Source organism: Vibrio sp. 10N.286.48.C11, assembly GCF_041469805.1.
Taxonomy (GTDB): Bacteria; Pseudomonadota; Gammaproteobacteria; order Enterobacterales; family Vibrionaceae; genus Vibrio; species Vibrio crassostreae_C.
Window position 1 is genome coordinate 1 of the sequence record NZ_JBFRLK010000046.1, and the last position, 12,777, is coordinate 12,777.

The window sequence follows — 12,777 nt, forward strand, 5'->3', positions numbered from 1 at the left end:
CTTCAAGTTGAACGGGTATATAATTATTTAGCCGAAGAGTTTGACCAAAAATATTGTGCGCACAAGGATTGGTAGAATGAATAATTGTGGTATATGTTAACAAATTCGCCAAGTTTTTAGGTCTCAATAAATGGATAGCAAAAGGAAAGCTCGTTTAGCTGTTTTATTGCCTCGGATGTTGGTGCGGCGGTTACAAATATTTTACCGTATTCGATGCTAGCCTTGCTTATCAGGGCAATTGCATGAGTTAGCAAATTGTTGTCAGCAACAAATTACCAACAAGTACAGTCTGAAAATTGAAATGCAGCTGTGTGATTTTTGAACACTACCTTTAGGTGTCGTTTTCTGTTGTGGCGTAATTTCTACCAGTGATTACAACATCTGATACAGAGTGTATTGGTAAAAGCCGTGGAGGAAATATAACTAAAATTCACTTGGTTGTTATAGTGGTGGTCTACCCGTTTATTTCGAGCTTTCTGAAGGACAGCGACATGATATCACTCACGCTGAAAGTATTGTCGACCACCTTAAAGAAGTGAACATGTTTATTGCAGATAAAGGTTATGACAGCGCTGCATTAAGACAGTACGTAACAGATAAAGGCGGTGATACAGTGATAGCTAAACGAAATTATGGGCAAGATATTGATAGAGACGCGATGGATTGCTGCCTATATAAGTATCGTCATTTAGTAGAGAATGCATTCGCATGAATCAAACACTATCGTTCAATATCAAGTCGTTACGATAAACTATCAAGAAACTATGTCAGTATGCTGTCACTGGCATTCCTAATGATGTGGTTACCAATGTATGCTTAAAGGTAGCCTCCAAAGATCAATACGCCCTAGTGGATACAAAGCTGCTACTATTTCCATAAAGGCCTCCGACTACCAAACTAGCGCCAGCTACTTTTAAAATATTACGTCTTGAAACACCAAAGCTCATAAGAAACATCCCTTAAGGTAAACAACCTGTGCATATAGATTGATCAATATTTACTTTGGTTGATATCTATATCGCTGAGTTTTGTGAGCAGGCGATTGAATTACAGTATAAAGGCAAGATTTTGTGAATGAATGAGGATATTAGTGTAAATATATATGAAAATTAGTCGGTTATATTATACCCGAGCTCATTGTAGATGCTTGATTCCGTAGGTTGGTCGGCGTAATGATTTCTCAGGCGCTTTGTATCCCCCTGTGCCTGGCTAGTTGTCACTGTTAAAAATTAATCAATTAGCGGGGCAGTAACTGAGGAAATATGTCTCGTTACTCACAAGAAAGAAAAGAAGTAGTATTGAAAAAGTTGTTGCCCCCGCACTCTCGCTCTTTGACCGAAGTAGCAACAGAAGAAGGCATCAGTGATGCAACACTGTATTATTGGCGTAAACAACTTCGAGAATCAGGAGCTGTTGTAGCAAACAGTCATACCCCTTCAGAGCATTGGTCTATGAAAACTAAGTTAGCCATTGTTGCTGCGACGTTTTCTATGAAAGAAAACGAGTTAAGCCAGTACTGTCGTGAAGCCGAGGCAAAGAAACAAGCTAAAGCCGATAAGCATGAAATCAAAGAATTAAAAAACGAGTTTCGCTTTAAAGAGAAAGCATTAGCGGAAACGGCAGCCTTGTTGGTACTAAGAAAAAAGCTGAGGACCTTTTGTGAGGAAGAGTTTGAGGACTACTAACCTCAACCGAAGAAAGGCAAAATATCGTTGTGCTCATCCATGAAGCATGTCATAGCAGCTGTCGCTTGAAACGTGCGTGCAACGAAGCTGAGATAGAATTACGGACTTACCGCCGCTGGTATCAGCGCGGTAAGGTACAAGCTGATGAGCGACTAACGTCGATAAGACTCAAGCCTGTCAAAAAGCTATCTGAGCACGAATTGTAAGATATTATTGATATTAGTAATGCGCCCGAGTATGCCAGTTTACCGCCAATCCAAATAGTGCCAATACTGCTGGATAAAGGCCAGTATATTGCGTCTGAAGCCAGTTTTTGTGTTAAAAGAGGCAGGACAGCTTAACCGTAGAGGCCGTCAACGTAGCCCAAAAAACCATCGAAACCAACAGGCTACACAGTGACGGGTCCAAATCAGGTATTTACTTGGGATATTACGTATCTACCTTCGAGTGTTCTTGGGCAACATTATTATCTTTAACTAATTGAATACATATATAGTCGAAAAGTTGTCGGGTATGACGCCTATGACCGAGAGTGTGGAGAGATGGCATCTCAACTGCTTCAGCGCCCGCTGATGCGGGAACAATGCTCGATCAGCATTGGTGCTGCACTCAGATAATGGTGCGCCAAAGAAATCGTTGACGTTCAAAGCAAAAATGGAGGAGCTTGGTATTACGTCATTTTACAGTCGTCCTCGAGTGAGCGACGACAATCCGTATGTAGAGTCACTGTTCCGAACGTTGAAATATGCCCCGATTTGGCTACCAAAGGGGTTTGAAAGCGTTGAACAAAACCGTTCTTGCGTAGAAACTTTGTAATCTGGTGCAACACAGAGCATAAACATAGTCGCCTGAAATACGTGACACCTTCAGAGTGACATAGTGGAAAGGATGCTGAGATTTTAAGGAAAAGAGCAAAGGTGTTGATGGCACCTCGCCAAGCAAAACCAGCGCGATGGTTAGGAAAAATACGCAACTGAGAACCAATCAGAAAAGTTCACCTGAACCTAGAAAAAGAAGTTGCTTGATAATTAGTCAAGTCGTGACTGCTAGCTTGAAAAATGCCGATATAACGTATCCGGCAAAGGCATTTGTAACATTTTATTTTTAATATAATGAGTTATATTAAAACGGTTTTAGGACGATCCATTTTGAATTAAGCTGATTACGTGTTATTTCCTCATATGCTTAAGGGGAGTTGATAGGTATCGTAATTGCCGCTAATTATTAAAGAATAAGAAACTCCAAAGGCCCTATTGTTATAGAACCTTTGGACAACGCTAGTTTTTGGAATGGAGCTAAAAGGTTAGATTAGTTTAATCGTCTTCGTTTTCGGTGTCGCTGCGCCAAGGCGTTCACTGACGGGGCTAGGGGATGAGTTACCGACCAAAACTTGATAGCCCCCTGTCCTCCAGACTCTCTCGCCGTTCGAGTTAATCACTTTTAGTTGTTCAGGGGCGATAGTAAAGGTCACCATTTTTTTCTCTCCTTGTTTCAGAGCGATCCGCTGGAAACCTTTTAAACTAGTTTGAGGTAGATTATCTGTTACTTTTTCAGGGCTAATGTAAAGTTGAACAACTTCTTCAATATCGTAGCTACCAATATTTTCTACTTCAATTTGCACCTGTAGTGAATCGTTTTGACTTAGCTCGTTAGCGTTAAGGGTTAATTGTTTGAAGTCGGTTTCAGAGTACGTTAAACCAAAACCAAATGGGAACATTGGCTCTTTGGTCATGTATTTATAAGTTCGCCCCTGCATCGCATAGTCTTCGTAATCCGGAAGCTGAGCTACGTTTTTCGGGAAAGTGATTGGTAGGTGGCCCGATGGAGATACATCACCAAATAGCACATCGGCTACAGCGGTGCCGCCTTGTTCACCAGGGTACCAGATTTGAAGAATAGCATCGGCGTGCTCTTCGATACCTTCAAGAGAAACTGGGCTACCACTGGCGACGACTAAAATTAGCGGACCTTTCTTTTTCTCTATGATTTGATGAAGATAATTAATCTGGTTTTGTGGAAGCTTTAGGTCTTTTTTATCGCCAATATTTGCAGAAGCGATAGCATCGACCTCTTCTCCTTCAAAATCCGCACTTAAGCCTACTACGGCGATGGTGACATCAGCACTAGCTGCAACATTTGGCGCCCAGTTTTTCGGGTTTAAGTTATCATTAAAAGGTAATGCACCACTACGATAGTTGAGGGAGGTGCCAAGTGAAACGGCTTCTGAGATCCCGCCTAATATCGTGACTAAATTAGGGCTAATACCGTAGTAGTTGCCCATAAGCATATCGGCTGAATTGGCAAAAGGACCGGTAACATACGGTATTTTAATGTCTTTTGATAGTGGCAGAACATTGTTGTCGTTTTTCAAGAGAACGATGGACTTTTGTGCAACTTTACGTGCCAGTTCTCGGTGTTCTTTGCTGTTGATCACCGATGGAGGAATTTGGTTGTATGGGTTATTGCTTTGATCAGCATCGAACATGCCTAGTTTAAAGCGTGTCTTAAATAGTTGCTCTGCACGTTGGGTTATAAGCTCTTCAGTGACTAAACCTTGTTCAACCGCCTCTGTGAGGTGGTGATAGCTGTAACCACAGTTTAGTTCAACCCCAGCTTTTAAGGCGACTGCAGATGCTTCAGCAGCGTTTTTTTTGTACTTGAGTTTTTCGAATATGCCGTGGATCGCACCACAATCTGAGACAACATGGCCGTCAAACCCCCATTGACCTCGTAATATGTCTTGGATCAGGAAGTGACTGGCGTTGGCTGGCACATCAAAAACGGCGTTGTAAGCGGCCATCACCGTTTCAACATTGGCATCTTTAACTAGGGCTTCAAAAGCTGGTAAGTAGGTTTCATAAAGGTCTTGTTGACTTGGTATTGCGTTAAAATGATGTCGAGAGGCTTCTGGTCCCGAGTGTACTGCGTAATGTTTTGCTGTTGCAGCAGACTTTAGGTAATTGGGATTGTCACCTTGCAAGCCTTGTACAAAAGCGATGCCGATTTGTGAGGTTAAGAATGGGTCTTCACCATAAGTCTCTTGTCCGCGCCCCCAACGTGGATCTCTGAAGATATTTACATTGGGCGTCCAGAAAGTTAATCCCGCATATTGGCTATGGTTACCCATAGATTGAGAAATCGAGAACTTGGCTCTGGCTTCGGTAGATATGGCACTAGCGACTTCTTTTGCCAAATTGGAATCAAAAGTAGCTGCTAAACCAATGGCTTGAGGAAAGATTGTGGCTTTACCATTTCGAGCTACTCCGTGTAGCGCCTCATTCCACCAATTGTATGACGGGACCTCAAGCCGCTGAATAGCGGGAGCATCGTTAAGTAACTGGCTGACCTTCTCCTCTAGTGTCATTTGTGATACTAAAATTTCAGTTCGTTGGTCAATTGGCAGTCTATGATTCTGAAAAGACAGGTCAATTTCCTGAGCTGAAACACAAGCTGTTCCCATGCCGATAAAAGCGATTGATTTTTTTAAGATATTCATTAATTCCTTCCTAATAATAACTTATTTTGGTTAACTACGTGTCGTTATTGGTTAAACTATAGTAATTATATGTCAACGTATATTGATATTTTTACAATCGCTTTGCTGTAAATAATTATTGTGAGCTTGGTCGTTATCTGGGGAAATGTAGTTGGTATAAGAAGAGCAACACTGCACTTTTTTGCTTGTTCCCAATTGAGAGTTGTTATTGGAATGCTTTTTGTGGGTTTACTTTAAAAAGTTAGCATGTTGCAGAATTCGTGTCAGTTGACATAACGCTTTATTTTATGATTAAGCACCTAGAGCCATTCATTATTCGCATCACCAAATGTTTGAATTGGTAAATTAATAAGGTGGCCAAAATAGTAACTGCTTACAAACCCGTTTAAAGTGAGTAATTAATGTTCGGATAAGTATCCTCGGTCTATTGATTGGTCTTTATGTTTTTTAGAGGTGCAGATGACGAAGAGACGGTTTTAGTTTGTTAGTTGTGTGTACCACATATTGTGGTTTGGCTTTTATTTCACTTTTGTCACACAAAGATAAAGTGACAGGCAACGACTAGATCGGGTGTTTGTATCTCTGCCGCCGTTAGAGAGAAGCCGTTTTGATCAAAATATTGATTTTGTCTTTTTCATGGTATTATCATGAAAAAGACAAAAGGTCATTAAGCAGGAAAAAGTAAATTAAAATCACTAACGATTAGACTTGATATTGCGCGAACTTTTCCCAATCGAATTCGACGCCAATACCGGGAGTATCAGGAGCAACAGCGCGGTGGTTGTCAACCACGAGTGGGCGTTTAGTGTATTCATCAATAGGGAAGCTGTGTACTTCTAACCATCCAGTATTGAAGGCAGAAACCAAGCTAACATGAAGCTCTTGCATACCATGAGTACACACAGGGACCCCGTGTTTTGTGGCTAAGTGAGCGGCTTGAAGCCATCCTGTGATACCGCCACAGTTAGACGCATCCGGTTGTACAAAACCAAGTTTAGCCTGTTCCATCGCATAACCGAACTCATGGATGGTATGAAGATTTTCACCCATGGCCAGTGGAATGGATGTGTTATCAGCAATTTCGGCATAACCTAGATAGTTATCAGGAATGGTCGGTTCTTCAAACCATGTGATGTTATATTGCTCAACCGCTTTAGATAGAGTGATAGCCTGTTCAACGGACAATGAGTAATTGGCGTCGATCATGAATGTCACGTCAGGTCCGATGAATTCACGTACGGCTTTGATACGGTCGATATCTTCTTGCATGTTCTCACGACCGATTTTTATCTTGACGGCATTGAAGCCATTTTCAAGATAGCCTTTAATGTTGCTTAGCAGCTTCTCTAATGGAAATTGAAGATCGATACCGCCACAATAAGCTTGGCAAGTATTATTTTTGCCACCTGCCATTTTCCAAAGTGGTAGGTTTTCACGCTTCCCCTTTAAATCCCAAAGCGCAATATCCACACACGACATAGCAAAACTGGCAATACCACCACGACCAACATAGTGAATATGCCATTCCATAAAGTCGTAGATTTCATCAATATTTGCCGCATCTTTACCTAGTATTGCGGGTTGAATATCATGTTCCAACATGGCTTTGATAGAAAAGCCACCTTTACCGCCAGTGTATGTGTAACCTGTCCCTTGACTGCCATCTTCGAGCGTCACGGTTGTGGTAATTAATTCAAAGTGGTCATGATCGCCATGTTTAGCATCAGAGAGAATCTCTGCTAGAGGGATCTTGAACAACTTCGTTTCAATATTTTTAATTGCTGTATTCATACTGTTCTCTATCTCATTTTTTCGCTTAAGCGACAGATTTAACAATTTCACGAACCAATCGGCCAATTTCAGCCCAGTTACCATCGTTAACCAGTTTTTTATCAACCATCCAAGTACCACCGCAAGCAAGTACAGCCGGTAATGCTAAGTAATCGTGAACATTATTAGGAGTAATGCCACCCGTTGGCATTACTTTAATTTGTTGGTAGGGGCCGAGTAAAGATTTAAGCATATTCAACCCACCGGAGGCTTCGGCAGGGAAGAACTTCAACGTAGTAACGTTTAGTTCTATCGCTTGTTCTACCTGGGATGGATTATTCACACCAGGAATGATATCAATGTCATGTCTTAAGCACGCATTGACTGTATTGGGGTTGAACCCCGGTGAAACGATAAAATCAGCCCCTGCTTTTTTGGCGGCAATCACTTGATTTTCGTTCAAGATGGTGCCGGCACCAATCAACATGTCAGGATAAGCCTTGCGAAGCAGTCTGACCGCTTCTTCTGCGGCGTCTGAACGGAAAGTGATTTCCGCAACAGGTAATCCATTTTCGACCAGCTGTTCGCCCAATGGCAAAATATCTTCTGCGCGGTCAATAGCGATAACGGGAATGACTTTATACTGAGCTAACTGTTTATTTAATAGTGACATTATAATTCCTTAACGATTAGTTGCCGACCATACGAGATTTCACTTGAGTAAGTGTTGGCAGTGGAGCAACAGCGCCGTAACCCGTAATGGTGATAGAGGCGGTCGCATTCGCGTGGGCTAAACAGTCTTCTAAACTCAACCCATTGACATAATGAGTACAAAATGAGCCTGCAAAGGAGTCGCCAGCTGCAGTCGCATCTACGGGCGTGACTTGATGCGGCTTGATGTGATGGCGAGTATGTTCATTTGCAACTGTGGCACCATCACCACCTTGCTTAAGTACCACCACTTTAGCGCCAAGCTTGAGGTAGTGATCGATAATATCATCAGGTTGCTCTAGTCCTGTAAGCAGTTGAGCCTCATCAACACTTGGAAAGCAGATGTCGACGTTTGAAATAGTTTCTTCAATAATGGCTTTCGCTCGTTTTAGCGACCATAGTTTAAGGCGCAAGTTAGTATCAAAAGAAACTAACGTATTATTGCTATTCGCGATATCGATAGCACTGAATACCGCATCACAACTCGACGCACTGATCGCTTGTGTAATGGCGGTAGTATGTAACAACTTAGCATGGCAGATGGCATTAACTGGCAAGCGAGCAGGGGTAATAAGCGATGCTGCTGAGTTTTTTCTCATAAAAGAAAAATGATGTCCCTTTTGATCATGGGTAATGAAGTAGACGCCAGTATGAGCCTCTGCATTAGAGAACACTTGGCTTGAACAAACTTGCTCTTGCTCCCACAAATCTAAAAAACGCTTACCAAACTCATCATCACCCAGGTGAGTCAACATTCCAACTTTTGCGCCTTGTCTGGCGGCCGCAATTGCGAAATTAGAAGCATCACCACCAAAACCACTTAAAAAATCACCTTCACCGCTATTCGTGTCTCTTAGCTGGCTAAACTCAAACATTGGTTCACCAAAGCTTAAGATTTCTGGATATTTTGGACTGATATCTTTCATTTTAATACTCGTAATTTGGTTTTAGATTAAAGATACAAGGTAAAACACCTGTATCCACTAAAATTGGTTGAACTTGTTTCCATGTTAAAGGTGGAGCTGCTCGTGGTCAACCAATTGATCCGATGTTTTAAAGCCTAAGATCACAGTTTTGCTATTTGTATAAACATTGTGTTTTACCCTTTATTGGTAAGGCATTGTTGGTTTGTTCTGGTGAATTACTCACTTAAAATTGTTAACTTCATCACTTATTGTTATTTAAATTGGTTGTCCAGTGCCTTGTATTGGTTTTGTGTTTGTGTCTATAATTGGTTCAACACGGCAGAAAGTAGCCGATTCTTAATATAATGGTCAATCAATCGGGCTTGGAATATGATATCAGCAAACAGAATTTTGGACGCCAAATACTCGTCTCAAACAAATTATGACAGAGCAGAACTACAAACGGATATTGTGCACCTTGGTTTTGGTGCATTCCATCGAGGTCATCAGGCGGTTTATAACGATCTTACAAACCAAGCAACAGGTAAGTTGTGGGGTATTTGTGAAGTTAACCTATTTGGTCCAGAAGACCTTATTCGCAATCTACAACAACAAAATGAACAGTTTACGGTTGTTGAGAAGTCTGCAAACGATACCCATACCCGATTGATCAGAACGGTTTCGGAGTCGATTCACACTCCGGTTGATGGCATTGAACGTGCAATAGCAAAAATGACTGAAGAACAGGTCAAAATCGTGTCTTTGACGATTACGGAAAAAGGCTACTGCACTGACCCTCAATCTGGTCGCTTGGATTTAAGTAACGAATTGATTCTGCATGACTTAGCCAATCCACAGTTACCAAAATCTGCAATTGGTTGTATTACCGAAGCATTACGTCAGCGTCGAGAGCTGGGTTTAACACCGTTTAGTGTCCTGTCATGTGACAATATTCCGGAGAATGGTTTGCTGACAAAAGACGCGGTTGTATCGTTTGCCAAAGCATTGGATCCAGTGTTTGCCTATTGGATCGAAGAGCATGTGACGTTCCCTAGCACGATGGTTGATCGAATTGTACCTGCGATGACGGAAGATCAATTTGATGTCATAGAGCAGGAAACTGGTTATCGAGACCCTTGTGGGATTGTGTGTGAGGATTTCAGACAATGGGTGGTTGAAGACAATTTTGTTGCTGGTCGTCCTGACTGGGATGTAGCGGGGGCTATGTTTGTCGGTGATGTTCTGCCTTATGAAGAGATGAAACTTCGAATGCTAAACGGCAGCCATTCATTTCTCGCCTACAACGGCAGCTTGGCAGGGCATGAGTTTATTTACCAATGTATGCAAGATGAGGCGTTGAAAACAGCAACGCTTCGTCTAATGACGCAAGAGCAAGCTAAATCGTTACAAGAAGGGCTTGAGGTCAATCTTGAGACCTACGCAAACCTTCTGATTCAGCGATTTAGTAATACCAATATTAAACACAAAACAGGTCAAATCGCGATGGATGGTTCTCAAAAATTGCCACAGCGCTCTATTGATCCATTTATGACACTACAGCGTCGAGGTATTGAAAGTGTGTGTCTTCCGATTGCTATTGCTGGATGGATGCATTACACCCTAAGCCAAGCGACCAATGGTGACACGATTTTTGATCCACTTGAGGCTATCTATAAAGAAATTGCCTTGAGTGACGCTCCGTCAGTGGAGAAAGCGAATGCACTGCTATCAATCGAAAAAATCTTTGGTTCACACAAATCCGAGAACCCAGAGTTTCACAAAAAAGTGATTGAAGCATTTATGTCTATTGAATCTAAAGGAATCAATGCTGTCATTGATTCTATTGCCAAGAATTAAGGAAACACCCATGAAAACACTTATTTGCCATGAACCAAATAGCATCGAATATATCGAACGTGATATTCCGTCGATCTTAGATAATGAAGTACTTATTAAGATTAACTCTGTAGGTATTTGTGGTACTGACATTCACGCGTACGCGGGCAGACAGCCATTTTTTTCCTACCCAAGAGTACTTGGACATGAGATCTGTGGTACAGCGGAAAAAGTAGGTCAAGCTTGTCAGTCGGTAACGCGGGGTAAGCGCTATTCTGTAATCCCTTGCGTACCTTGTGGAACGTGTTCTGCATGTAATGAAGGTAAAACAAACTGTTGTGAAAATGTATCGCTATATGGTGTTCATCGTGATGGTGGCTTTTCAGAATATTTAGCGGTTTACGAAGATAACTTAGTTGAACTCCCTGAGAATGTTAGCAGCTCAGAGGGCGCTCTGGTTGAGTGCTTCGCTATCAGTGCTCACGCTGTACGTCGTGCTGAGATTAACGCTCGCAACAATGTCGTTGTAGTGGGTGCTGGTCCGATTGGCCTTGCCGCTGCGGCAATTGCAAAAGCGGAAGGTGCTAATGTCGTTGTGGTTGATGTTGATGCTGGCCGACGCGACCAAGTGGTTACCAAGTTAGGCGTTCAATCTCTCAACCCGCTTGAGGACGATTACGTTCAAAACTTGAAAGCAGCTTTTGGCGGTGAGTTAGCGTGTGTGTTAATGGATGCAACCGGTAATAAAGGTTCTATGTCACGCAGTGTAGATTTGATTCGCCATGGCGGAAAAATTGTATTTATCGGCCTTTATATCGGTGACTTAGTTCTAGATGATCCAACATTCCATAAAAAAGAAACAACACTGTTGAGCAGTCGCAACGCAACTCGAGTGGATTTTGAACGCGTTATTGAGTTGATGGCTTCAGGCGCTATTAACCAAGATATCATGAAAAATAAAGACTATGACTTCCACACCTTCGGCAATAACTACAAGCAAGATGTTGTCGAGAATAAAGAGCTAGTCAAAGGCGTAATCAATTTTTAAAGGGAAGTAACATGTCTACAATCAACGTTAAATCAGAAGAGCTTAAATCTCTCGCGCTTGGCAAACTCCTTGCAGCAGGACTTGATGAAAAAACGGCAAATGAAGTGACGGATGTGTTAGTTCATGCCGACATCACAGGCGTGCACTCACATGGTGTGATGCGAGTTGAACACTATTGCAATAGACTTGCTGCTGGTGGTCTTAACGCAAACGCGAAGTTTACTATTGAACAAGTGTCTCCTTCGGTAGCCATTTTAGACTCCGATGATGGTATGGGGCATTCAGGTCTTATCGCGGCAACCAATCATGGTATTGAACTTGCCAAAGAGACTGGATTAGGTTTTGTCAGTGTTAAGAATACCTCTCATTGTGGCGCGTTGTCTTACTTCATGGAGCAAGCGACCAGTCAAGGTATGATTGCGATTGGCATGACTCAAACTGATACTTGTGTAGCGCCTCACGGTGGAGCAGAACGATTTTTGGGCACTAACCCAATAGCGTTTGGTTTCCCTGTTGAGGGTGGCACGCCAATGATCTTAGACATGGCAACCAGTGCAACCGCTTTTGGCAAACTATTGCACGCAAAAGAGACCAACCAATCAATAGGCGAAGGCCTAGCAATCGATGTCGAAGGCAATGTGACAACAGACCCTCATAAAGTTGAAAACCTGTTGACGTTTGGTGGTCACAAAGGGTCTGGTATCGCATTGGCAATTGATGCTTTGACTGGAGCATTGATGGGAGCAAACTTCAGCAATCATGTCGTACGCATGTACGGTGATTACGACAAGATGCGTAAACTGGCTAGCTTGGTGATTGTGATTAACCCTGAGAAGCTAGGTAATGCATTGTTCGCAGTGACTATGGCGGCGATGGTGTCTGAGCTGAGAGCTGTCGCACCAGTACCAGGTACAGAAAAAGTACTCGCGCCTAACGACCCACAAGTTGCTTACAAAGCCAAGTGTGAAGTTGAGGGAATCCCGATAGCGAAAGGAGTGTATGCGTACTTAACAAGCTAAACGGTTCCATTATACCTAGATAAAAACCGCCTTTGATTTGATAGTCGCATAGGCGGTTTTTTTGTTCACATAGCCTATTATCGGGAACTAAAAACAAAAACGTTAGCAAGTGATATGGTTTAGTCGCCAAACAGAAAGCATACACAAACGATCGTTTACATGCTGAATCAGATTTTCGTTTCTTCATTCTGAGAAGACTTTCAAATAGCAAAGTCCCACCATACCGCATCACTTATTACACTGACTTTTCTGTAATTTGGTCGCTCTATCTCCTTGATGGCGTTCATTGGTATGATCCGTACCAGCA

General features: G+C 42.3%; 7 protein-coding genes and 2 pseudogenes. 5 read left to right on the top strand and 4 right to left on the bottom strand.

All coding sequences use genetic code 11. The features are described 5' to 3' along the window. Positions 1 to 377 precede the first annotated feature (377 nt). A pseudogene (locus AB4209_RS12505) lies at positions 378 to 820 on the top strand (IS5 family transposase); the annotation flags it as partial. 442 nt (positions 821 to 1,262) lie between these two features. Further along, positions 1,263 to 2,662, top strand: a pseudogene (locus AB4209_RS12510) (IS3 family transposase). 326 nt (positions 2,663 to 2,988) lie between these two features. Here the strand turns inward: AB4209_RS12510 and AB4209_RS12515 are convergent. The 4 genes from AB4209_RS12515 to AB4209_RS12530 all read right to left on the bottom strand — a co-directional run bounded on the left by AB4209_RS12515 (position 2,989) and on the right by AB4209_RS12530 (position 8,588). Beyond that, entirely contained in the window at positions 2,989 to 5,181 is a 2,193-nt protein-coding gene (locus AB4209_RS12515) for a glycoside hydrolase family 3 C-terminal domain-containing protein (protein ID WP_372056070.1), read from the bottom strand. Between the two features lie 702 nt (positions 5,182 to 5,883). Continuing rightward, the gene (locus AB4209_RS12520) at positions 5,884 to 6,972 is read right to left on the bottom strand and encodes a 3,6-anhydro-alpha-L-galactonate cycloisomerase (protein ID WP_372056072.1); all 1,089 of its coding nucleotides are present in this window, start codon (positions 6,970 to 6,972) and stop codon (positions 5,884 to 5,886) included. A 25-nt stretch (positions 6,973 to 6,997) separates the two neighbouring features. Continuing rightward, positions 6,998 to 7,624, bottom strand: a complete 627-nt coding sequence (locus tag AB4209_RS12525) for a bifunctional 4-hydroxy-2-oxoglutarate aldolase/2-dehydro-3-deoxy-phosphogluconate aldolase (protein ID WP_372056074.1) — start codon at positions 7,622 to 7,624, stop codon at positions 6,998 to 7,000. 16 nt (positions 7,625 to 7,640) lie between these two features. Beyond that, positions 7,641 to 8,588, bottom strand: coding sequence for a sugar kinase (locus AB4209_RS12530; protein ID WP_372056076.1), 948 nt, complete (start codon positions 8,586 to 8,588; stop codon positions 7,641 to 7,643). Between the two features lie 369 nt (positions 8,589 to 8,957). Between AB4209_RS12530 and AB4209_RS12535 the strand changes: the two genes are divergently transcribed. Genes AB4209_RS12535 through AB4209_RS12545 form a run of 3 tightly spaced genes read left to right on the top strand, consistent with a single transcriptional unit; the run spans position 8,958 to position 12,470 of the window. Then, on the top strand, positions 8,958 to 10,424 hold the full coding sequence (locus tag AB4209_RS12535) for a mannitol dehydrogenase family protein (protein WP_372056078.1): 1,467 nt from the start codon (positions 8,958 to 8,960) through the stop codon (positions 10,422 to 10,424). Between the two features lie 10 nt (positions 10,425 to 10,434). Continuing rightward, a complete protein-coding gene (locus tag AB4209_RS12540) occupies positions 10,435 to 11,451 on the top strand; it encodes a zinc-binding alcohol dehydrogenase family protein (protein WP_372056080.1) in 1,017 nt (338 codons plus the stop codon). An 11-nt stretch (positions 11,452 to 11,462) separates the two neighbouring features. Continuing rightward, entirely contained in the window at positions 11,463 to 12,470 is a 1,008-nt protein-coding gene (locus tag AB4209_RS12545; RefSeq protein ID WP_065677807.1) for an Ldh family oxidoreductase, read from the top strand. Positions 12,471 to 12,777 lie beyond the last annotated feature (307 nt).

Bases quoted from the DNA above. Each gene is read 5' to 3' on its own strand.
- AB4209_RS12515 (WP_372056070.1), bottom strand. From the start codon at position 5,181: ATGAATATCTTAAAAAAATCAATCGCTTTTATCGGCATGGGAACAGCT.
- AB4209_RS12520 (WP_372056072.1), bottom strand. From the start codon at position 6,972: ATGAATACAGCAATTAAAAATATTGAAACGAAGTTGTTCAAGATCCCT.
- AB4209_RS12525 (WP_372056074.1), bottom strand. From the start codon at position 7,624: ATGTCACTATTAAATAAACAGTTAGCTCAGTATAAAGTCATTCCCGTT.
- AB4209_RS12530 (WP_372056076.1), bottom strand. From the start codon at position 8,588: ATGAAAGATATCAGTCCAAAATATCCAGAAATCTTAAGCTTTGGTGAA.
- AB4209_RS12535 (WP_372056078.1), top strand. From the start codon at position 8,958: ATGATATCAGCAAACAGAATTTTGGACGCCAAATACTCGTCTCAAACA.
- AB4209_RS12540 (WP_372056080.1), top strand. From the start codon at position 10,435: ATGAAAACACTTATTTGCCATGAACCAAATAGCATCGAATATATCGAA.
- AB4209_RS12545 (WP_065677807.1), top strand. From the start codon at position 11,463: ATGTCTACAATCAACGTTAAATCAGAAGAGCTTAAATCTCTCGCGCTT.